The organism is Streptomyces sp. NPDC006372, assembly GCF_040612515.1.
GTDB lineage: Bacteria > Actinomycetota > Actinomycetes > Streptomycetales > Streptomycetaceae > Streptomyces.
Window position 1 is genome coordinate 39,164 of sequence record NZ_JBEXQJ010000020.1, and the last position, 22,350, is coordinate 61,513.

General features: G+C 73.0%; 13 protein-coding genes. 9 read left to right on the top strand and 4 right to left on the bottom strand.

Annotated elements, in window-relative coordinates; translation table 11 throughout:
- Positions 1–173: 173 nt before the first annotated feature.
- On the top strand, positions 174–2,531 hold the full coding sequence (locus tag ABZ016_RS26205) for an ATP-binding SpoIIE family protein phosphatase (RefSeq protein ID WP_356919136.1): 2,358 nt from the start codon (positions 174–176) through the stop codon (positions 2,529–2,531).
- A gap of 129 nt (positions 2,532–2,660) precedes the next feature.
- Positions 2,661–5,771: a beta-N-acetylglucosaminidase domain-containing protein gene (locus ABZ016_RS26210; protein WP_356919137.1), complete on the top strand. Its 3,111-nt coding sequence runs from the start codon at positions 2,661–2,663 to the stop codon at positions 5,769–5,771.
- A 61-nt stretch (positions 5,772–5,832) separates the two neighbouring features.
- Here the strand turns inward: ABZ016_RS26210 and ABZ016_RS26215 are convergent, their stop codons facing one another.
- Complete coding sequence (locus ABZ016_RS26215) at positions 5,833–6,597, bottom strand: SIS domain-containing protein (protein ID WP_356919138.1); 765 nt, start codon at positions 6,595–6,597, stop codon at positions 5,833–5,835.
- A gap of 138 nt (positions 6,598–6,735) precedes the next feature.
- Between ABZ016_RS26215 and ABZ016_RS26220 the strand changes: the two genes are divergently transcribed.
- The 6 genes from ABZ016_RS26220 to ABZ016_RS26245 all read left to right on the top strand — a co-directional run bounded on the left by ABZ016_RS26220 (position 6,736) and on the right by ABZ016_RS26245 (position 15,984).
- Positions 6,736–7,620 (top strand): MurR/RpiR family transcriptional regulator, encoded by an 885-nt coding sequence (locus ABZ016_RS26220; RefSeq protein ID WP_356919139.1) that lies wholly within the window; start codon positions 6,736–6,738, stop codon positions 7,618–7,620.
- A gap of 110 nt (positions 7,621–7,730) precedes the next feature.
- Positions 7,731–11,942, top strand: a complete 4,212-nt coding sequence (locus ABZ016_RS26225) for an NEW3 domain-containing protein (protein ID WP_356919140.1) — start codon at positions 7,731–7,733, stop codon at positions 11,940–11,942.
- Positions 11,943–11,992: 50 nt separating this feature from the next.
- Positions 11,993–12,583 (top strand): peptidyl-prolyl cis-trans isomerase, encoded by a 591-nt coding sequence (locus ABZ016_RS26230; protein ID WP_356919141.1) that lies wholly within the window; start codon positions 11,993–11,995, stop codon positions 12,581–12,583.
- A gap of 112 nt (positions 12,584–12,695) precedes the next feature.
- The gene (locus tag ABZ016_RS26235; protein WP_356919142.1) at positions 12,696–14,069 is read left to right on the top strand and encodes an extracellular solute-binding protein; all 1,374 of its coding nucleotides are present in this window, start codon (positions 12,696–12,698) and stop codon (positions 14,067–14,069) included.
- A 2-nt stretch (positions 14,070–14,071) separates the two neighbouring features.
- Positions 14,072–15,109, top strand: coding sequence for a sugar ABC transporter permease (locus ABZ016_RS26240; RefSeq protein ID WP_356919143.1), 1,038 nt, complete (start codon positions 14,072–14,074; stop codon positions 15,107–15,109).
- Entirely contained in the window at positions 15,106–15,984 is an 879-nt protein-coding gene (locus ABZ016_RS26245) for a carbohydrate ABC transporter permease (protein ID WP_356919144.1), read from the top strand. Before ABZ016_RS26240 ends, ABZ016_RS26245 begins: the two co-directional genes overlap by 4 nt.
- Here the strand turns inward: ABZ016_RS26245 and ABZ016_RS26250 are convergent.
- Together ABZ016_RS26250 and ABZ016_RS26255 are read right to left on the bottom strand one after the other, a co-directional pair.
- Positions 15,948–18,239, bottom strand: coding sequence for a glycoside hydrolase family 3 N-terminal domain-containing protein (locus ABZ016_RS26250; RefSeq protein WP_356919145.1), 2,292 nt, complete (start codon positions 18,237–18,239; stop codon positions 15,948–15,950). The genes ABZ016_RS26245 and ABZ016_RS26250 overlap by 37 nt on opposite strands.
- The gene (locus tag ABZ016_RS26255; protein WP_356919146.1) at positions 18,236–19,453 is read right to left on the bottom strand and encodes a BadF/BadG/BcrA/BcrD ATPase family protein; all 1,218 of its coding nucleotides are present in this window, start codon (positions 19,451–19,453) and stop codon (positions 18,236–18,238) included. The genes ABZ016_RS26250 and ABZ016_RS26255 overlap by 4 nt, the downstream gene beginning before the upstream one ends.
- Positions 19,454–19,461: 8 nt before the next feature.
- Between ABZ016_RS26255 and ABZ016_RS26260 the strand changes: the two genes are divergently transcribed.
- Complete coding sequence (locus tag ABZ016_RS26260) at positions 19,462–20,730, top strand: glycosyl hydrolase (protein WP_356919147.1); 1,269 nt, start codon at positions 19,462–19,464, stop codon at positions 20,728–20,730.
- A 4-nt stretch (positions 20,731–20,734) separates the two neighbouring features.
- Here the strand turns inward: ABZ016_RS26260 and ABZ016_RS26265 are convergent, their stop codons facing one another.
- Positions 20,735–22,198 (bottom strand): glycoside hydrolase family 3 N-terminal domain-containing protein, encoded by a 1,464-nt coding sequence (locus ABZ016_RS26265; RefSeq protein ID WP_356919148.1) that lies wholly within the window; start codon positions 22,196–22,198, stop codon positions 20,735–20,737.
- Positions 22,199–22,350 lie beyond the last annotated feature (152 nt).

Consider the following 22,350-nt stretch of genomic DNA (forward strand, 5'->3'; position numbering starts at 1 on the left):
GTGTCGGGGTGCCTCGCGGTCGCGTCAATGGTTCGTGCGGAACCGCTTTCTCAGCGCACGGGGCAGCCGGTCCGGGGGCGCCGGACCCGGTCCGCCAACTGCGCGGAGCATCCGGAGGGTTGACTGCCGCCCACCGCTGGACAGAACCTCCTGCCTCGCGCAGGATGTGGGCGATGCGGCCCGACCCCAAACGCTTTCTCACCCACGCGGTCCGTCGTGTCGCGCGCGCCGAGCATCCGGCGCAGGTGCTCCAGGAGCTCTGCGGGACGACGGTGCCGTCCGTCGCGGACGCCCTCGTCGTGTATCTCGCCGCCGCTCCGGGCTCCGCGGAGCACGCGGTTTCCGGGGCGCTTCTGCGCCTGAGCGGCACCGGGTGCCTGCCCGTGCGGACCGCCGCGCCGCGCCCGGCTCCGGCCGCCGCCGTCGCGCGGTACCTGCCGGCCGACCTGTCGCCCGACGCCGGTGAGCTGTGGCGGCCCGGACCGCGGGAGGGCCTCGACGGTGCGCTGGGCGGAACGGCGCACGTCACTGTGCCGATGGTGGAGTCCGGCGTCCTGACGAAGGTCCTCCAGGCGGGCGAGGCGCTGGGCAGGGACTCCAACGACCTGGATCCGGCGCTGCGCGAGCTGCTGGGGCCGGGCTCCCGGCTGCCGAAGGGGGACCGGGTCCTGCTCGTCCCCCTCGCCGGCCCTGGCGGAGTGCTGGGCGCCGCCCTGTTCCTGCGGCGGCCGGACCGGGAGGTCTTCCGCGCGGAGGACCGGCAGGCGCTCGGTGAGCTGTCGGCGCACGCCGCGCTCGGTGTGAGCGGGCCACCGCCGGTCCCGCCCGTCCCGGCACCGGCCTCCGCGCCGACGCGGGGAGACGGGGACCGGCTGCGCTTCGTGGGTGCCGCGACCCGGCGGATCAGCCGTGCCATGGAGCTGGACGAGATCCTGACCGGGCTGTGCCGGGCCGTGGTGCCCACCTTCGCGGAGACGGTTCTCGTCCACCTGCGTGAGCCGCTGCCGGTCGGCGACGAGCGGCCGGCCGGCCCCATGGCGCTGCGGCTGCTGCGCGTCGAGCGGTTCCCGGCGGAGGAGGACCCGGACGCCGTCCCGTTCACGGACCCCGACGCCGCCGGACCCTGCGAGGTGCGGCCCGGCAGCGCGCTCGCCGAGGTGCTGCGGGGCGTGCGCCCGGTGTTCGCCGACGCCCCCGCGGCGCGTGCCGCCCTGTCCGAACTGCTCGGTGACGACGGCGAGTTCACCGTGCCGGAGGGACAGCGCGCGATCCTCGCGCCGCTGCGCGGCCGGCGCCGGGTCATCGGCGCGGCCGTGTTCCTGCGCCGCCCCGAACAGGCGCCGTTCGAGGCCGCCGACCTCCTCGTCGCCGCACAGCTCGCCACGCACAGTGCCCTCGGCATCGACAAGGCCGTGCTCTACGGCCGCGAGGCCTACATCGCGGACGAGCTGCAGCGCACCATGCTGCCCGAGACCCTGCCCAGCCCCGCCGGTGTCCGCCTCGCCGCGCGCTATCTGCCCGCCGCCGAGTCGGCCCGCGTCGGCGGCGACTGGTACGACGTGATCCCCCTGCCGGGCAACCGTGTCGCCCTGGTCGTCGGCGACGTCATGGGCCACTCCATGACCTCCGCCGCCATCATGGGGCAACTGCGCACCACGGCCCAGACGCTCGCCGGACTCGACCTGCCGCCGCAGGAGGTCCTGCACCACCTCGACGAACAGGCCCAGCGCCTCGGTTCCGAGCACATGGCGACCTGCCTGTACGCCGTCTACGACCCGGTGTCGCACCGCATCACCGTCGCCAACGCCGGTCATCCGCCGCCCGTCCTGCTCCACCTGGGCGGCCGCGCCGAGGTGCTGAGCGTGCCGCCCGGGGCCCCGATCGGGGTCGGCGGTGTCGACTTCGAGGCGGTCGAACTCGACGCCCCCGCGGGCGCGTCCCTGCTGCTGTACACCGACGGTCTGGTCGAGTCCCGCCTCAGGGACGTGTGGACCGGCATCGAGCAGGTGCGCGAGAGGGCGGAGGCCACCGCGCTGCGCACCGGCCCCGACCGGCCGCCCTCGCTGGAAGCGCTGTGCGACGAGGTGCTCGACATGCTCGGCCCGGGCGACCGGGACGACGACATCGCGCTGCTCGCCGCCCGCTTCGACGGGATCGCGCCGAGCGACGTGGCCTACTGGTTCCTGGAGCCGGACGACACCGCGCCCGGCCGGGGTCGCCGCCTGGCCCGGCGCGCGTTGCAGCGCTGGGGCCTGGAGGAGCTCAGCGACTCCGTCGAACTCCTCGTCAGCGAGGTCGTCACCAACGCCGTGCGGCACGCCTCCCGGCCGGTCACGCTGCGGCTGCTGCGCACCGAGGTCCTGCGCTGCGAAGTGGGCGACGACGCACCCCAGTTGCCGCGGCTGCGCCAGGCCCGTGCCACCGACGAGGGCGGACGCGGGCTGCACCTGGTGAACCGGCTGGCCCGGCGCTGGGGCGCCACCCGGCTCAGCACCGGCAAGGTCGTCTGGTTCGAGATCGCCCGGCCCTGAGGGAGCCGCTCGGGACGCCGACGCCCCATTGATTGCTCAATTCAGCATCTCTAGCATCACTCGGTGGCTCCATTCACCTTTTCCCCTCCGGCCACGGGCCACGTGCCCGGGCATCCGGAAGGAGCACCCGTGTTCCCAGCCACTCGTGTCAGACGTCCCCGGCGGCCCGGACGCCTGCCCGCCGTCGCACTGTCGCTCGCCGTCGGCCTCATCCTCCCTTCGCCGGACGCGGCCGCCGCACCGGCCCACCCCTCGAAGGCCGCCCTGCCACAGGTGTGGCCGCAGCCGAAGAGCCTGCACGCCGGGCCCGGCCGGCTCACGGTCCCCGACCGGGTCGTGGCGGTCGTCGGCCGCCGCACCGACCCCTCGGCCCGGCGGGTCGTCGAGACCGTCCTGCGCGACGCCGGGGCCGAGCGGATCGTCACGGTCACCGAGCCGCCCCCGAAGGCCGCCTTCACCGTCTACCTGGGCGGCCCGGACGAGAACAGCGCCACGGCCCGGGCCCTGAAGCGCCTCGGCGCCCGGTCCCCCGCCGGGCTGCCCGACGGCGGCTACGTCCTCGCCTCCGGCCGCCGGCACGGACAGACCCTCCTCGCCCTGTCCGGCGCCGACCGCACCGGCACCTTCTACGCCGCCCAGACCCTGCGCCAACTGGTCACACGGACCGTGCCGGAAGTGACCGTCCGCGACTGGCCCACGGCCCGGCTGCGCGGGGTGATCGAGGGCTTCTACGGCACACCCTGGTCGCACGGCGAGCGGCTGAGCCAACTCGACTTCTACGGCCGCACCAAACAGAACGTCTACGTCTATTCCCCCAAGGACGACCCCTACCTGCGCGACCGCTGGCGGGACGAGTACCCGCCCGCCGGACTCGGGCAGTTGAGGGAACTGGTCGACCGGGCCGACGCCAACCACGTCCGCTTCACCTACGCCCTCTCCCCGGGGCTGTCCGTCTGCTACTCCTCGGACGCCGACACCGAGGCCCTCACCCGCAAGTTCGACTCGCTGTACGCCATCGGCGTGCGGTCCTTCGCGATCCCGCTGGACGACATCAGTTACACCAAGTGGAACTGCGACGCCGACGAGAAGGAGTTCGGCACGGGCGGCGGCGCCGCGGGAGCGGCCCAGGCCCAGTTGCTGAACCGGGTGTGGCGGGACTTCTCGGCGACCCACTCCGGTCTGGAGCCGCTGGAGATGGTCCCCACCGAGTACTCCGACCTCGCGGACTCCCCCTACAAGAAGGCGCTGCGGGAGAAGCTGGACCCGTCCGTGGTCGTGGAATGGACCGGCGTCGGCGTGATCGCCCCCACCATCACCGCCGACCAGGTCGCGCAGGCCCGCGAGGTCTACGGCCACCCGATCCTGGTCTGGGACAACTACCCGGTCAACGACTACGTCACCAGCCGTCTGCTGCTCGGCCCCTACACGGGCCGCGAGCCCGGCGTGGCGAAGGCGGCGACCGGGGTGACCGCCAATCCGATGGTCCAGGGTGAGGCGAGCCGGATCGCCCTGTTCACCTCCGCCGCCTACCTGTGGAACCCGGACGCCTACGACCCGCGGGCGGCCTTCCTCGCCTCGGTCCGCGACCTGGCCGGTCCGGCCGCCGCCGAGTGGCTGCGGATCTTCGCCGAGAACAACTACTCGTCCCGGCTCGACGCGACCGAGTCGCCCACGCTGAGCGTCCTCATCACCAGGTTCCGCCGGGCCTACGACGAGAACTCCGGCCTCGACCGGGCCACCGCCGCGCTCCGGTCGTACTTCACCGCCATGGCGGCCACACCCGGCGCCCTGCGAGCCCGCCTCGGCAACCCCGGCTTCCTGGAGGAGACCGCGCCCTGGCTGGACAAACTCGGCCGCTACGGCACCGCGGGGCGGACCGCCGTCGATCTCCTGCTCGCGGGAAAGCGCGGCGACACCGAGGCCGTCACCGCCCACTGGAACCGCCTCAGGGCCCAGCGCAAGGAACTCGACGCGATACCCCAGCAGGTGTCCCCCGGTGTGATGGACCGGTTCCTCTACACGGCGATGACCGAGAACGCACCCGACCCGGGCGTGGACGCCGCGTTCGCGCCGGGGTCCGTCAGCCTGGCGCCGGGGGGTTCCGCGAAGGTGACGCTCAGGTTCTCCGGCACGACCGCCCGGACCGTCGCATGGCGGCTCACCGCCCCCGAGGGCGTCACCGTCTCGCCCGCCGAGGGCACCGTGACCGTCCCGGCCGGGGGCGGCGCGTCGGCCGCGGTGACCGTCCGGGCCGGGGAGAGCGCACCGGACGGGGTGCGTTCGGTCGTGGTGACGGGCGACGGTGTCGTCGACCGTGCGCTGCCCGTCCGGATCACCGACGGCACCGGCACGCCGCGGGCGCTGACGGCCGACTTCAGCGGGGCGTCGGTCAGTTCCGTCGACCTGGTGTCGAGGAAGACGACCGGCATCCCCGTGGGAGCCAACCCCGGCGAGGTGGTGACGAGCGCGGACGGCCGTACCGCCTACGCGGCCAACCAGGGCTCGAACACGGTCAGCGTGATCGACGTGGCACGGGGCGAGGTCACCGCCACGGTCCCGGTCGGCCGGGTCCCCGCCGGGCTGGCGCTCACCCCGGACGGCCGCACCCTCTGGGTCGCCAACTACGGGGACGGCACGGTCCAGCCCGTCGACACGGCCTCCCTCACCGCCGGCTCACCCCTCCGGGTCGGGGGCGGTCCCGAGAACATGGCGATCACGCCCGACGGCCGGACGCTCTACGTGCCCAACATCAAGGACAACACGGTCACCCCGGTCGACCTCGCCACCCGGAAGGCGGGGACCGCCGTCCCCGTGGGCCCGAGCCCCTTCAACATCGTGGCCGCGCCCGACGGGAAGACGGTGTACGTGTCCAACTCCGGTGGCTCCACGGTCACTCCGATCGACACCGCCACGAACGGCACCGAGCCGACGCTCCTGGTCTCCGGCCAGGCCTACGGTCTCGCCCTGTCCCCGGACGGCCGGACCCTCTGGGTCAGCCCCAGCACGGGCGACACCGTCACCCCCGTCGACACGGTCTCCGGCGTGCCGGGCAGGACGGTGGAGGTCGGCCGGTCCGCCTTCGACGTCGCCCTGGACTGGGACGGCGGCACGGCGTACGTCACCACCGCCGACGCGGGCGCCCTGGTCCCGGTCGACACGGCGTCCGGAGCGGTGGGGGCGCCGCTGAGGACCGGGGCGTATCCGCTGGCCGTCGCAGTGACGCCGGTTCCGGTGAAGTGAGACGGGAACGGCCGGGGCCCCGGTAGGGGGCCCCGGCCGTTTCGTGCGGGTCCGGTACGGCTCAGCTCGCGGTGCGGCGGATCCGGCCCGCGTACTTCTTCTCCAGCTCCAGGTTGCCCTCGAAGCCGCCCGGCACATTGGCCGAGACGTAGACCGGAGGGCGTTCGCCGGCGGCGAGGAGGCGTCCGGCCGCCTCGGCGACCGTCATCTGGACGAGCATCACGCCGGTGAGTGTGGACAGGGCGCAGACCGAGCCGCCGCCGGGGAGTTCCAGCAGGGAGTCGCCGGGCGGTGCCGCGTTGTCGAGGACGACGTCGGCGATGTCGGCCAGTTTCCGGCCGCTGGGATGGGCGGCCGGGACGGCCCGGGTGTGGGCGAGGGAGGTGAGGGCCAGGACCCGGTGGCCGTGCTCCTTGGCGTGCAGGGCCATCTCCACGATGACCTTGTTGACGCCGGAGTTGGAGACGACGACGAACAGGTCCTCGGGGCGCGGGGCGGCGAGTTCGTAGAGGCGCGCGGCCACTCCCGCCCGGCGTTCGAGGAGCGGGTCGTCGAGGACGGACGGGTCCGCACCGCCGTACTGGACGAGGTCGGTGATGCTCAACCGGTTGGTGGGCACCAGTCCCCCGGCGCGGCCGGAGAGTTCGAGGACGAGTTCCTGCGAGTGGCCCGTGCCGAAGGCCTGGACGACTCCGTCGGCGCGCACGCACTCGGCGACCAGGTCGGCGGCGGCGGCCACGTCGTCACGGGCGGACTCGACGACCTCCTGGAGGACGGCGAGGCTCTTGCGCGCGTACTCCTGGGCGCTCACGGACTCGACGGACACGCGACACACTCCCCACTGATGGATTGAATCACCCTACACTTCCCCATCGGTGAATCAATAAATCACAGGGTTCTGTCAGCGGCAATCCGGTCCTGGTATTCAATTCATGCGCTGAAAGGTGGCTGGTACCTTCTCTTCATGCCTCCCACGGACGTCACGACACTGATCCGTACCGAGCTGCCCCGGCTGGCCGGCTCCCTGCGGAAGGTCGGCGAGCTGATCCTGGAGGATCCTGCCGCCGTCACCCACTGCTCGGCCGCCGAACTGGGCCGCCGCACCGGCACTTCGCAGGCGACCGTGACTCGTTTCTGCCGGGCCATCGGGCTGGAGTCCTACCAGCACCTGCTGATCGAGCTGGCCCAGGAGCGCGGCCGGGGCGAGGCCTCCGACTGGGGGACCGCCGAGATCGGCCCGGACATCTCGCCCGACGACAGCCTGGAGCGCGTCGTGCAGGTCGTCGGCACCGCGGACCTGCGGGCCGTCCAGCAGACCATCGACCGCATGGACCTCGACGCGCTCGAACGCGCCGCTCAGGCCCTGGCCAAGGCCAGGCGGATCGACGTCTACGGCGTCGGGGGCAGCGGCGCGGTGGCCCATGAGACCGAGACGCGGCTGTTCCGCATCGGCTGCTCGGTGCGCGGCTGGACCGAGGTGCACGCCGCGGCCACCTCGGCCGCCCTGCTGACACCCGCGGACGTGGCCATCGGCATCTCCCACTCCGGGGCGACCCGGGAGACCCTCGAACCGTTCGAGATGGCCAAGGAGCGCGGCGCCACCACCATCGCCCTCACCACGGACCCGCGTTCGCCGCTGTCCAGGGCCGCCGACATCCGGCTGATCTCGTCGTCCTCCGCGACCAGCTTCCGCGCCGAGAGCATCAGCAGCCGGCACTCCGTCCTGATGCTCGTGGACTGCCTCTACGTCCGCGTAGCCCAGCTGTCCTACCAGCGCGCGAGCGCCTCGCTGGCGCTGACCGACCACATCGCCGGGCAGCACGCGGTGAAGGCCCGGCGAGCCCGGTGAGCCTGGTCGAGGGTGCATGGATGAACCACCAAGTTGACGCGAAGATGGTTGTTTGAATCACTCCTGCCGTGCAGGATGGGGCTCCCCCCAGCGCACCTCGTAGGAGCCCCATGCGCGTCACCTCTGTCGAGTCGACCGAGCTCTTCACCGGGACCACCGAACAGCCGCGCCAGGTGGTGGCCGTCGGGCTGAGCCACACGCCGGGCCGGACCGTCCGGCTCACCCTGGAGGGTCCGGGCCTCACCGGCGCCACGGAGACCGCCGTGGGCGAGGACGGCACCGCCCGCGCCGAGATACCCGTCACCGGCGACGGCCTCGTGCCCGGCGACCGCCGCGAGATCACGGTCACCGCCACCGACGGGGACGAGATCACCACCCGCACCGGCGAGTTCACGGCCGCCGAGCCCGGCTGGACCATGTTCATGGTCAGCCACTTCCACTACGACCCCGTCTGGTGGAACACCCAGGGCGCCTACACCGAGACCTGGGACGTCGCCGACGACCCGGCGGCCGGACTGTCCGCCCGCACCTTCGACTCGCGCGGCCAGTCCGGCATGAGCCTCGTGCGGGCCCACTGCGACCTGGCCCGCCGCGACCCGGCGTACACCTTCGTGCTCGCCGAGGTGGACTACCTCAAGCCCTACTGGGACTCCTTCCCCGAGGAGCGCGCCTTCCTGCGGCAGCTGATCCGCACCGGCCGCGTCGAGATCATGGGCGGCACCTACAACGAGCCCAACACCAATCTCACCGGCGCCGAGGCGACGATCCGCAACGCCCTGTACGGCGACGGTTTCCAGCGCGGGATCATCGGCGCCTCGCCCGAGACCGCCTGGCAGCTCGACGCCTTCGGGCACGACCCGCAGTTCCCGGGGCTGATGGCGGACGCGGGAGTGAGTTCGAGTTCGTGGGCGCGCGGGCCGTTCCACCAGTGGGGGCCGACGCTGTCGGTGTTCGGCGAGGAGCCGCGCAACCCCGGGCGGATGCAGTTCCCGGCCGAGTTCAACTGGATCGCCCCCTCGGGGCGCGGGCTGCTGACGGCGTACATGGTCAACCACTACGGCGCCGGCTGGGCGATCGACAACGCGCCCACCCTGCCCGAGGCGCAGGCCGCCGCGTACAAGCTCTTCCAGCGGCTCAAGCAGGTCGCCCTCACCCGCAACGTGCTGCTGCCGGTCGGCGGTGACTACGCGCCGCCGTGCCGCTGGGTCATGGACATCCACCGCGGCTGGAACGCCCGGTACGTCTGGCCCCGCTTCATCAGCGCGATCCCCCGGGACTTCTTCGCCGCCGTCCGGGCCGAACTGGAGGCGGAGGGCCGCACGGCCTCACCGCAGACCCGCGACATGAACCCGGTCTACACCGGCAAGGACGTCTCCTACATCGACACCAAGCAGGCCCAGCGCCACGGCGAGACCCTGCTCGCCGACGCCGAGGCCTGGGCGACGCTCGCGTCCCTGCGCACCGGCCGGCCGTACCCGGACGCGGCCCTGGACAAGGCCTGGCGGCAACTCGTCTACGGCGCCCACCACGACGCCATCACCGGCTCGGAGTCGGACCAGGTGTACATCGACCTGATGACCGGCTGGCGGGAACTGCACGACCTCGCGGAGAGCGTGCACGCCGACGCGACCCAGGCCCTGGCCGACCACGTCACCCCCGGCGACGGCCCCGACCTCGTCGTCTTCAACTCCGCGACCTGGGCCCGCCGGGACGTGCTGACGGTCGACGACCCGGGCCTCGCCCCCGAAGGGCTCCCCGCGGTCCGCGAGGACGGCCGGCTCCACGTCGTCGTGCCGGAAGTGCCCGGCATGGGCCTCCGGGCGCTCCCGCTCGCCGAGGGGCCCGCCCCCGGCTGGACACACGGCGAGGGCCTCACCATCCGCAACGAGTTCTACGAGGTGACCGTCGACCCGGCACGCGGCGGCGGGGTCAGCGCTCTGCGCGCGCTCGCCGAGGACGGCCGGGAGCTGCTGCGCGCCGGAGACATCGGCAACGAGATCGTCGTCCAGGAGGAGTATCCGAGGCATCCGCGCTTCGGCGAGGGCCCCTGGCACCTCACCCCGACCGGCACGACGGCCGCCCGCAGCCGGGACGTCACCGCCGAGGTGCGCGCCGAGCACTCGCCGGCCGGCTCCCGGCTCACCGTCACGGCCGACCTCGGCCCGTTCCGGTACACCCAGCGGCTGACGCTGTGGCAGGGCGTCGACCGGCTCGACGTGACCACCACCGTCGACGGGTACGACGGCGCCGACCGGCTGATCCGGGTGCGCTGGCCCTCCGGCGTACGGGGCGGGCTGCCGGTGCACGAGGTGGCGGACGCGGTGATCGGGCGCGGGTTCGGGTTCGTGGAGGTGGACAGCGAGCGGTTCCCGTGGACGCTGGACAACCCGGCGAACACCTGGTTCGGCCTGGGCTCCACCGCGCGGGTCGCGGTGCACGACGACTCCGGCGCGTTCCTCGGGCACCGCTCGATCGGCGTCGCCGAACTCGTCTGCTCCGACTGGGACACGGCGGGCGAGCTCGGCACCCCGCTCGCGGCGGCCCTGGTCCGCGCCGGGGTCACGGCGACCTCGACGATCGCGGGCGGCCCACGCTACGGCGACCTGGAGGTCGACTCCAACCTCCCGGACCTCCGGATCGCCGTCGGCGGGCCGGACCGCAACGCCGTCGTCGCCGAGGCACTGGGCTGGGACCCGGCGGCCGGCCGGGAGCTGAAGCGCCAACTGGCCGAGCGGGGCGTGGCCGCCGTCTGGGTCGCACCACGCGCCTGTCTGCGCGAGGAGTGGATCCCCGGGGCCGATCTGCGCGACCTGGAACGCCTGCCGCTGCTCGTGGTCGCGGGGGACCGCCCCGAGGACGACGCCAAGGCGGTCGACGCGCTGATCGCCGACCTCAACGACTTCACGCTGACGGCGACGGCGGCGGGCGGCGGCGAGGCGCTGCCGCCGGGTGACGCCTGGGACGGCCGCAGCTTCTCGATCCTCAACCGGGGCACCCCCGGTTGCGTGGTCACCGCCTCCGGCGACCTCTACATGTCCCTCATGCGCTCCTGCACGGGCTGGCCGTCCGGGATCTGGGTGGACCCGCCCCGCCGGACCGCCCCCGACGGCTCGGGGTTCCAGCTCCAGCGCTGGTCCCACACCTTCGAGTACGCCGTCGTCGCGGGCACCGGCGACTGGCGCGCACTGCGGCTGCCGCAGGCCGGACACGCCTACAACCACCCGCTGACGGCCCGGGTACGCACCGGCTCCGGGTCCGGCCCCCTGCCCCGGACGGCTTCCCTGCTCTCCCTGGAACCGGCGGGCGAGATCCTGCTGGACGCGCTGAAACCGGCCGGCTCCCCGCTGGCCCGGGGCAGCGCGGCACGCGTGGATCCGGGTCGGGGCGTCGTCGTCCGGGTGCACGAGGTCAACGGGCGTCCGGTACGGGCACGGGTGACCGGACCGTTCGCCTGGGCGGCGGGCGCCCGCGCCGACATCCTGGAGAGCCCCGGGACATCACTGGCCCCGGACGGCGAGGGCGCTCTCGAAGCCGACCTGACCGGCTTCGAGGTCGCCACGCTCCTGGCCACACCGGCCGACGGCAGAACACCGTCCCCCGAACCCGGCGTCGAGGCCCACGAGCCCGCGCAGCCCGTCGCCACCCGCTACTGGCTGCACAACTCCGGCCCCGCCCCACGCGGCAACATGCCGGTCGCGGTGTACCTCTCCCCCACGGCCCTCACGACCGACGGCCCCGTCACCGCGACGGTCAGGGTCAGCTCGGAACTGACCGACGCCCCGGTGTCCGGCACGGTGACCTTCGAGGTCCCCCCGGGCTGGACCGCGGAACCCGCCGAGCTCCCGTACTCACTCGGCCCGGCGGGCTTCACCCTCACGGACATCACGGTCACACCGCCCCCGAACCCCGAGCCCGGCCGCCACCGGCTGGCCGCCCGGCTGTCGTACGGCGGCCAGACCTTCGAGGACGTGGTGGCCCTGGACGTCCCGGGCGGCCGTCCGGGCCCGTCCCTCCTCACGGACCTGGCAGCAGACCGGGTGACCCTCCGCCGCGGCGAACGAACCAGGGTCCCCGTCACGCTGCGCAACACCACACGGGCCCCCGTCAACGGCACCCTCTGGGCCGTCTCCTCCTGGGGCACCTGGCCGGGTGTCACCCCGGGCTGCCAGGGCTTCACGGTGCCCGGCGGAGAGCAGACGGAGTGCGAGATCGAGGTCGACGCCGACGCGATACCCCCCGGTTCCTACTGGCTGCTGGCCAAGACCGCCTGGCACGGCTGCGTGGCGTACACCAAGGCGGTGGAGCTGGTGGTGACACCGTGAGGGAGAACCATGCGGCAAGCGTTCGAGGCGAACCGATCCCGAAACAGCACGTGGACAGGTTCCTGCACTGCGACTTGCCCAGGGGCGCGGGGAACTGCGCGACCAGCCACGACACAGCCGCACAAGCAAGACGACACCGCCAGCAACGGCGCTGGGCAACCCAGATCGTCCTCATCCACGACCTGGCCCTCCACGCCTGCGCCGAACGAGGCCTCGCCCCACCGGACGACCTCATGCCGATGCAACTGCTCACCATCCCCGAGTCCGACATCGCCGACCTCGGCAGCATCGTCGCGGCATCCCTCGCCCACTCCCCGGCCGCCCGGGCCCTCCTCTCCGCCCTGGAACGCGAACAGCACATCCCTGACACGGCCGTGCGCGACTACTACGACCGCAACAGGGACCGCTTCCTCACCCCCGAGGCCCTGCGACGCGGCGTCGACCCCTACGACGAACCGGCTCCCACGGACATCCATCCGTACGGGCACGTACGCCACGGCATCGAACGCGAGCTACGCCACGCGGCAGCCCGCCGTGCCTTCTTCGACTGGCTGGACGAGGCCCGCGCGGACGTCGAGTACGCCGAGGGCCATGAACACCCCGGCGACCCCACGCAGCCGGACCACGAACACCGTCACTGAGCAAAACCATTGACCTCCGATGAATTCTGGTCCACATTTTCATCAATCGAAGTCCAACTTGGTGATTTGATCCAGCCACCGTCCAGCGACGACTGGTCCCAGGAGGGCAGCAATGCGCGCAAGAAGACTCACCGGATCCCTGACCTGTCTGGTCGTCCTGACACTGACGGCAGCCGGCTGCGGCCTGTCCGGCGGCGGTTCGGACGACGGCGACGCCTCGGCCGGCGGATGCAAGGTCGACAAGGGCAACGTCGGTTCCGGCAAGCTCTCCGGCGAGGTCAAGGGGAAGATCACCTTCCAGACGACCAATCTGAAGAAGGACTTCGGGAAGTACTTCAACGGCGTCATCGACGCCTTCGAGAAGACCCACCCCGGCACCGAGGTCAAGTGGATCGACGACCCGGGCGACGCCACCTTCACCCAGCGCCTGGTCGCCGACGCCCAGGGCTGCACGCTGCCGGACGTGGTGAACATCAACGTCAACACGGCGGTGGCGCTGACGAAGAACGGCTACCTGCTCAACCTGGACGACAAGGCACCGGACGCGGGCAAGCCGTTCGTCCCGGCGCTGTGGAAGTCGAGCATGTACGCCGACGCGGACGGCAAGAAGGTGCACAGCGTGCTGCCCTGGTACTCCGGCGGCATCGTGCAGACCTTCAACACCGACCTGATGAAGAAGGCGGGCCTCGACCCGGACAAACCTCCGACGACGGTCCTGGGCCTCTTCGACGACGCGGAGAAGATAGCCGAGGCCTCCGGCGGCAAGTACTACGCGTTCCTCGCCAACCCACAGCTGCGCATCCCCGCCGACTGGCAGCAGATGGGCATCGAGGTCCTCTCCCCGGACGGCAAGAGGTTCACCTTCGCCGACGACCCGAAGACGGCCCGGTGGGTCGAGGCCATGGCGAAGCTCTACAAGGCCGGCGGCATGCCGAGGGACTCCCTGTCCTCCACGCAGGACCCGGCCAACGTCTACGGCCAGGGCAAGCTGGTCTACGGCCCCACCAACCCGAACTTCCTGCGGTTCATCCAGCAGAACAACCCGAGCGTCTACAAGAAGACCGGTGTCGCCCGCTTCATGCTGGACGCCCTCGGCCACACCGTCGGCGCCCCGCAGTACGTCGGTGTCGCGTCCACCAGCAAGAACGCCCCGACCGCGCTGGCCTTCGCGCGGTTCCTGACGAACGCCGAGAACCAGCTCGCCTGGGCCAAGGACCCCAACGTCGTCATCTTCCCCTCCACCACGGCCTCCCTGAACGACCCGTTCTTCCAGTCGGTCAAGGGCGACGACCCCTTCGCCGAGGCCCGCAAGATCGTCGCCAGTGACCGCAAGACCGCCACGGCCGACGAGATCGCCCTGACGCCCGGTGAGCTCAACGCCATCTCGGCCCAGGTCCAGCTGGCCATGCAGGGCAAGAAGAGCGCCGAGGACGCTCTGCAGGAAGCGCAGTCCAAGGCCAACCAGCTGATCGAACAGGGCAGCTGAGGATGACTCAACCGACCGTCCACCAGGCGCCCGCCCCCGCTCCCCCGGGTGCGGGCGCCCGACCCCCCGGCGGCGCTTCCCCCTCGTCCCCGCCGGGGCCGCTGCGCCGCGCCCTCCGCTTCGTCACGCCCGGTCCGAGCGCCGACGCGGGGGGCGCGGCGCTCTACCGCCGCTGGTGGCTGCCCTGGCTGTGGATGACCCCCGCGATCATCGGGGCGACCGTGTTCGGGGTCTTCCCGTTCCTCAACACGGTCATGGTGTCCTTCACCGACGCCAAGCCGCTCGGCGGGGCGTACGACGTCGTAGGGCTGGACAACTACCGCCGGATGCTGAGCGATCCGGATTTCTGGCTGGCCACCCGCAACAGCCTGCTGTACGCGCTGATCGTGGTCCCGCTGATGGTGCTGCTGCCGTTGCTGCTCGCCCTCCTGGTGGAGAAGAACCTGCCGGGCATCGGCTTCTTCCGCTCCGCCTTCTACACGCCGGTGCTCGCCTCCAGCGTGGTCGTGGGCCTGAGCTGGCAGTGGCTGCTGAGCGACCAGGGGCTGGTCAACACCTGGCTGCAGAGGGCGCACATCATCCGTGACGCCATTCCGTTCCTGTCGGACTCGTGGCTGATCCTGCTGTCCGCGATGGGCCTGACGCTGTGGAAGGGCCTCGGCTGGTACATGATCTTCTACCTGGCCGCCCTCGGGAACGTCCCCCGGGAACTGCACGAGGCGGCGGCGGTGGACGGGGCGGGCGTGGTGCGCCGCTTCTGGCACGTGACGGTGCCCGGCGTGCGCACCTCCATGATGCTGGTCGGCACCTTGACCGGTATCGGCTCGCTCAGGGTGTTCACCGAGATCTACATGCTCGGCGGTTCCACCGGCGGCCCCGGCGGCGCCGACCGCACGCTCCCCTTCTACATCCGGGACGTGGGCCTCGACCCGCTCACCGGCAACGCCGGCTACGGCGCGGCGGTCAGCGTCGCCCTGTTCGCCCTGACCCTTGGCCTCACGCTGCTCGCCCAGCGCCTGACGAAGGAGGACGAGGCATGACGACCGCCGTCGACAAGCGCCGACGCCCGATGCCCCGCTGGCGCGACTACGGCCGTCCGCGCGAACTGGTCGTGCGCTACCTGCTGCTGGTGTTCGTCCTCTTCATCACCGTCGGCCCGCTGCTGTGGCAGCTGCTGTCCTCCCTCAAGGGCGCGGGCGAGGACGTCTTCGGCGCGGGCGCCTCCCTGATCCCCCACCACCCGTCGCTGCGGGCGTACCGCGAGGTCTTCGACCAGGTGCCGGTGTGGACGTACATCAGGAACAGCGTGTTCGTCGCCGTGCTGTCCATCGCCAGCCAGCTCGTCTTCTCCACCATGGCCGGCTACATGCTGTCCAAGCCCGGCTGGAAGGGCCGCAAGCTGGTCTGGGTGGTGCTGCTGGCGTCCATGATGTTCCCCTTCGAGTCGATCATGGTGTCGCTGTTCCTGAGCGTCCGGGACATGGGCCTGGTGGACAACCTGGCCGGTGTCTGGCTGCCCGGTTTCGTCGCCGCGATCAACGTCCTCATCATGCGGGCCGCGTTCCTCGCCGTGCCGCGCGAGATCGAGGACGCGGCGATGCTGGACGGCGCGGGCGAGTGGAAACGCTTCCGGTACCTCTATCTGCCGTCCGCCTACGGCGCGATCCTCGTCGTCACCATCAACACCTTCATCAGCGCCTGGGACGACTTCCTGTGGCCGCTGATCGTGCTGCGCACCGAGGACCACTTCACGCTGACGCTGGGTCTGGCGAGGCTCCAGACCTCGTCCTTCGGCTACGACCAGCGGATGGTGATGGCCGGTTCGGTGATCTCCGTGATCCCGGTGCTGGTGCTGTTCGTCATCACCCAGCGGTGGTTCTACAAGGGCGTCTCGTCCGGTGCCGTGAAACTCTGATCGACCCGGAGCACCACCGGTACGGCGGTCAACGCCCGGCGCGCCGACTCCGCGACGCGGAACTCGACGGTGCCGGGCAGGACCGCGGTCTCCAGGTCCGGTCCCACCTGGGCGAGTTGCTCGGCCTCCAGGGGAAACACGACGGTACGGCACTCCCCGGGCGCCAGGTCGACGGCTTGGAAACCCCGGAGTTCGAGTGTGCGCGGCCAGACGGACGTGACGAGCCGGCGCAGATACAGCTGGGCGACGGAACGCCCGTGCCGCTCCCCCGTGTTGGTGATCTCGACCGCCACCGCCCGGCCCGCGAGCCGGGGTGTCCCGTAGGCGAAGGCGGTGTACGACAGCCCGTGCCCGAAACCGTAGAGCGGCTCGGCGTCCTCGTCGGCGTAGCCGCCGTACTCGGTGTCCTTGTGGTTGTAATACACGGGCAGTTGCCCCGACGAGCGCGGCACCGAGACGGGCAGCCGGCCCACCGGGTCGGCGCGGCCGAGCAGGACGTCCGCGATCGCCTCACCACCCCAGGGGCCCGGGTACCAGGCGGTGAGCAGCGCGGCGGCCCGTTCGGCGGCTTCGGGGACGGCGTGCGGGCGGCCCTGGAGCAGGACGACCACGGTGGGCGTGCCGGTCGCCGTGACGGCGTCGAGCAGGGCCTGCTGGGCGGCGCCGAGCCGCAGCCCCGCCAGGTCGACGCCCTCTCCACAGGTCATCTCGGACACGACGGTGCGCGCGGCCCCGTTGGCGTCGAACTCCGTGTCCGGGGTGCGGGCGCTGCTGCCGCCCAGCACCAGCACGGCGACGTCGCAGGCGGCGGCCCGGCCGACCGCCTCGGGGATGCCGGACAGGTCGTCGCCGGTGAGGGCGCATCCACGGGCGTGGCGTACGTCGGCGTCCGCGCGTCGCAGTGCGTCGAGAACGCCGGTTCCGGTGCCGGGGCGTTGCGGGGCGGTGTAGTCGCCCAGGTGGTGGGCGACGGTGTCCGCGTGCGGGCCCAGGACGGCGATCCGGGACGCGGTCGACAGGGGCAGCACGCCCTGGTCGTCGTGGAGCAGGGTGACGGCGGCGCGGGCGAGGGCGGTGCTCAGGTCACGCCCGACGGCCGGGGACGGCAACGGGGCGGCGATGCAGGGCTGTTCGAACAGTCCCAGGCGGAACTTGAGCCGGAGGACCCGCGCGACGGCCCGGTCCAGGGCCTCCTCGCTCACCAGCCCCCGTTCGACCGCCTCCTCCAGATGCGTGAAGCCCTCGTCCCACAGGCTCAGATCGACACCGGCGTGGAGGGCGAGGGCGCCTGCCGAGACGACGTCGCCCGTCACGCGGGCCAGGCGGTCCACGGCCAGCCCGTCCGCCATGACGAGTCCGTCGAAGCCCCAGCGCTCGCGGAGCAGTCCGGTGAGCAGGGCCCGGTTGCCGGAGCAGGGCATGCCGTCGACCTCGTTGTAGGCGGCCATGACGGCGGCGGCTCCGGCCCGGACCCCGGCGCGGGCGGCGGGGAGGTGGATCTCGTGCAGGTCCCGGAGCCCGAGTTCGGACTCGGCGGAGTTGCGGCCGCCGACGGTGGCGCCCTGCCCGGCGAAGTGCTTGAGGACGACGGGCGCCCTGTCCGGGGCGAACAGCCCGCCCGGCGCCTGCTCCCCCTGCATGCCGCGTACGACCGCCTCGGTGAACCGGGCGGCGAGGTAGGGGTCCTCCCCGAAGCACTCCTCGGTCCGGCCCCAGCGCGGGTCACGGGCGATGTCCAGGGCGGAGACCAGGGCGACATGTCCGCCGCGGGCCCGCAGTTCGGCGGCGGCGTGGGCGGCGGCCCGCTCGTACAGGCCGGGGTCCCAGGTGGCGCCGACGGCCAGGTTGACGGGCAGGACCGTGCCGTCGAGGGCCATGTGGCCGTGCGGCACCTCCTCGACGAACAGGGCGGGGATGCCGAGCCGGCTGCGTTCGACGACGTGCCGCTGGACGAGGTGGGCCAGTGCCGCCCCGTCCCCGGCGCCGGACCCGGTGGCGTGGTCGACGCCCGACCAGGCGTCGGCGCGCAACAGCCCGTACAGCGCCCCGAGTCCGGCGAAGCGCTCGGTCTCGGCGTACAGGGCGTCGGTGAGTTCGAAGCCGCCGTCGGGGGTGCGGCGGTAGGCGTCCCAGCCGTACATCCGCTGGTTCAGCTGGCCGGCCTTCTCGCGCAGGGTCATGCGGGAGAGCAGGTCGTTGACGCGGGCCTCGACGGGGGCGGTGGGGTCACGGTAGAGGAGCGTGGCGACGGTCATGCGCGGCCCTCGTGAGCGAGACGGGCCAGGGCGACGGCGCCCCGGAGGCCGTCGGGGACCCAGTCGAGGGTGAGGCCGAGGGCGTGGAGACGGGCCTCCAGGCGGGTGGTCAGGGGCCCGTCGGGGCCGAGCAGTCCGCCGGTGGCGACGACGCGTTCGCCGGAGCCGGGGTGCAACGCCCGTACCGTCTCGGTGAGATGGTCGGCGGCCTCGTCGAGGATGGCGAGGGCGACCGGGTCCTCGGCGTCCCGGGCCGCCGCGACCACCAGGGGCGCGAGCCGGGCCAGGCGGATGGGGGGCTCGTTCATGACGGCGGGCAGCACGTGCCCGCGGTAGGCCTCGCGGTGGGGCCGGGACCAGGGAGTGTCGTCGTGAGGCGGGAGGGGGCGGCGGTCGCCGGCAGGGGATCCGGCCGCTCCGCCGTGCGCCGGGCCGCCCGCGGCGGCCGGTCCGGTCAGCGGCGGCACCGCCTCGTCCCGCACGTCGAGCGACGCGCCCTCCGCGTCCCCTTGGACCACACCGGGTGACAGTCTCCGCACCGCCCCTCCGGCCACACCCCCGTGCTGCCCGCCGGGCAGCAGGTCGCCCGGTACCCCGAGTTCCCGCCCCACCGTCTCTCCCAGCGAGGTCGGCGCACCCCTCCCGTCGGCCATCCGCAGGGCGGCCCGTACCGCCGCGCGGCCGATCCAGAAGCCACTGCCGTCGTCGCCGAGGAGCCAGCCGTCACCGTCCACGGTGGCCGTGGCACGGCGGTCGGTGATGCGCATGGCGACCGCGCCGGTCCCGGCGACCAGGGCGAGGCCGTCCGCCGGGGCGCCCGGCGCGGAGGCGAAGGCGGCCTCGATGTCGCTGCGGACGAGGGGCGGCCCGGCCTCGATGCCGAGCCGGCGCAGGGCGGCGGTGAGGGCGGTCAGGGCGTTGCGCCGCCCCGGTTCGTCGGCGAAGGCGTCCGTGGCCCCCGCAAAGCCCCCGGCCACGGCCACGACCCTGCCCCGGTCCGGCTCCGGCACGGCCTGCCCGACGGCCTCGGCGAGGTGCTCGGTGAGCTGCGGCACCGGCACGGTCAGCGCGTTGCCCGGCCCGGCGGCGCCCTCGCCCAGCGGACGTCCGTCGGCGGCGGTCGCCAGGACCGCCCGGGTCCGGGTGCCGCCCGCGTCGAGACCGACCACCAGGGGCGAGACGCCTTGACGTTCCTGGTTCAATTCATTACTCATCGCCGACTATGGTGATTGATGCATTCACCCAGGGCAAGACTCGACCCGAGGAGGATCACATCCCTACTCTCCGCTTCGGCGTCAACTACACGCCCCGCCGCGGCTGGTTCCACGCCTGGCACGACTTCGACCCGGCGCACGCCCGTGAGGACCTGGACCAGATCGCCGCCCTCGGCCTCGACCACGTCCGGGTCTTCCACCTGTGGCCGCTCCTCCAGCCCAACCGCACACTCATCCGCACCGCCGCCGTGGACCAGCTCGCGCACCTGGTCGATCTGGCGGCCGAGGCCGGTCTCGACGTCCTGGTGGACGGTGTGCAGGGCCATCTGTCCAGCTTCGACTTCTACCCGGAGTGGACCCGCAGCTGGCACCACCGCAACGTCTTCACCGACCCGGAGGCCGTCGCCGCCCAGGCCGAGCTCATGCGGACCCTCGGCCGTGCCCTCGCGGGCCGCCCGAACCTCCTCGGCCTGCAGCTCGGCAACGAGCTCAACAACCTCGTCGAGCACAACCCGGTGACGCCCGAGGAGGTGGACCACTACCTCGACACCCTGCTGGCGGCCACCCGCGAGCACCTGCCGCCGGACCGGCTCGCGACCCACTCCGCCTACGACGCCGCCTGGTACGGCGACGACCACCCCTTCACCCCCGAGGCCTCCGCCCGCAAGGGCGACGTCACCACCGTCCACCCCTGGGTGTTCTCCGGCGACTGCGCCCGGCGCTACGGCCCCCGCTCCCCGCAGGTGCTGCACCTCGCCGAGTACGGCACGGAACTCGCCAAGGCCTACGCGGAGGACCCGGCCCGCCCGGTCTGGGTCCAGGAGACGGGCGCCCCGGAGCCGCACGTCCCGGCCGCCGACGCCCCGGACTTCGCCCGCGCGACCGTACGGAACGCGGCCGGGTGCGAGGGGCTGTGGGGCGTGACCTGGTGGTGCTCCCACGACGTGGACCGGTCCCTGGCCGACTACCCGGAACTGGAGTACACGCTGGGCCTGTTCGACGCGCGCGGCGGCACCAAGCCGATCGCGACGGCCCTGGCCGAGACCGTCGCCGAGGTCCGTGCGGGACACCATCCCGCACGGCCCCGCGACACGGCCCTGGTCCTGGACTGCACACCGGCCACCCGCTCGGTGTCCGGCCCGGGAGGCGCGTACTTCGAGGCGTGGATGGCCCTGCGTACGGAGGGCGCCCGGCCCGCGGTGGTCCTCGCGGAGCGGGCGGACGACGCCGCGTACCTGGAGGCGCGCGGCATCAAGGAGATCGTACGGGTGCCGTAGGGGCTCAGACGCCGGTCAGTGCCTCGGCGAGCGCCCGCATATTGACCCGGCCCCGCCCGTAGGAGCACAGCGCGCCGCCCTCCGGCAGTCCGGTGTCGATCCGCACGGCATCGGGCCGCCGGCTCAGCAGCGCGTCGCGCAGCCGCGCCTGCCACGGATGCAGGGCGGCGTCGCAGGTGGCGACGGCGAGCGGCGCCTCGCCAGTCTCCCGGACGAGCCGGCCGGCGAGGGCGTCCGGGTCCTCCGGCTCCCCGGTGACGGCCGTCCCCGTGGCAGCGGGGTCCACCGCCCGCAGCGCGGTGAGCAGGTCCTCGCCGCCCCAGTTGAGGGCCGGGTGCGGCGATGGGAACAGATCGACGAGATGGGCTCCACGCACCGCCGCCGGCACGCCGCTGAGACGCACGGCCCGGCGCGCCGCCGCCAGCCCGGCGCCCGTGTCCCAGCCGGCGACCGCAGCGGCCGGAGCGGCGTACCGCCCGGCGAGCCGCCGCACCCGTCCGGCGGCCTCCCACACCCGCTCCTCGGCGAGCACACCGTCGCGCAGCGCGCCGAGCACCGCGTCCCGGCAGGCCAGGGTGACCTCCAGGTCCGGTACGGCCACGACGACCTGGTCGGCACCGGCGGCGAGGGCGATCCGCGCCCCGGCGGCCTCGCCGTAGCGGTCGGCGATCGCCTTCATCTCCAGCGCGTCACTGACGAGGACCCCGTCGAAGTCCAGCTCGTGGCGGAGCAGATCACCCAGGATGCGACGGCTCAGGGTGGCGGGCCGCTCGGGGTCCAGGGCCGGGAAGACGACATGGGCGCTCATGATCATCGGCACGCCCGCATCGACGGCCGCGCGGAACGGTTCGAAATCGGCCCGCAGTTCGTCGTACGGCCGCGGGTCGACCGCCATGCCGTGGTGGCTGTCGGTCTCGGTGCCGCCGTGCCCGGGGAAGTGCTTGGCGCAGGAGGCGACGCCCCGCCGCTCGGTGGCGGCGATCCAGGCCCGCAGATGCCGGGCGGCGAGCGCGGGTTCGGCGCCGAAGGCCCGGGTGCGCACGATCGGGTTGCGCGGATGGTGCTGGAGGTCGGCGACGGGGGCGTAGGAGGCGGTGATGCCGAGCGTGGCCAGATGCCCGGCGAGCGCGTCGGCGCACCGGGCGGTGAGCTCCGAGTCGTCGGCGACGCCGAGGGCGTAGGAGCCGGGGACGTCGGGGGCGTCCGCGCTCACCAGGTGGCCGATGCCGCCGCCCTCGTTGTCGATGGCCACGATCAGGTCGGGGCGCAGGGCCCGCAGGGTGTCGGTGAGAACGCGCACCTGCTCCGCGTCCCGCACGTTGCGGGTGAAGAGGATGACCCCGCCGAGGCCCCGGTCGATGAGCCGCTTGAGGGGGTCGGGCACGGTCGTGGTGCCGGTGAAGCCGGCGACGAGGCAGCCGTGGGCGGCCTCGTCGAGGCCGGTGGGCAGGGGCGCGGAGGGGGTCACCCCGTGAATCTTCTGGCTCGTTCAACCAAATGTCAACAGCCAGATGGATCACCCATTCAGCAGGCCGCCGGGCTTGCGGGCGAGCCCGGGCAGGCGAAACGTGCTGAAGTTCGTCCGTCACCCACTCCCACCCCACTCGCAGCCGCTAGCCT

Bases quoted from the DNA above. Each gene is read 5' to 3' on its own strand.
- ABZ016_RS26220 (WP_356919139.1), top strand. From the start codon at position 6,736: ATGCCTCCCACGGACGTCACGACACTGATCCGTACCGAGCTGCCCCGG.
- ABZ016_RS26205 (WP_356919136.1), top strand. From the start codon at position 174: ATGCGGCCCGACCCCAAACGCTTTCTCACCCACGCGGTCCGTCGTGTC.
- ABZ016_RS26255 (WP_356919146.1), bottom strand. From the start codon at position 19,453: ATGAGTAATGAATTGAACCAGGAACGTCAAGGCGTCTCGCCCCTGGTG.
- ABZ016_RS26260 (WP_356919147.1), top strand. From the start codon at position 19,462: ATGGTGATTGATGCATTCACCCAGGGCAAGACTCGACCCGAGGAGGAT.
- ABZ016_RS26250 (WP_356919145.1), bottom strand. From the start codon at position 18,239: ATGACCGTCGCCACGCTCCTCTACCGTGACCCCACCGCCCCCGTCGAG.
- ABZ016_RS26235 (WP_356919142.1), top strand. From the start codon at position 12,696: ATGCGCGCAAGAAGACTCACCGGATCCCTGACCTGTCTGGTCGTCCTG.
- ABZ016_RS26225 (WP_356919140.1), top strand. From the start codon at position 7,731: ATGCGCGTCACCTCTGTCGAGTCGACCGAGCTCTTCACCGGGACCACC.
- ABZ016_RS26245 (WP_356919144.1), top strand. From the start codon at position 15,106: ATGACGACCGCCGTCGACAAGCGCCGACGCCCGATGCCCCGCTGGCGC.
- ABZ016_RS26240 (WP_356919143.1), top strand. From the start codon at position 14,072: ATGACTCAACCGACCGTCCACCAGGCGCCCGCCCCCGCTCCCCCGGGT.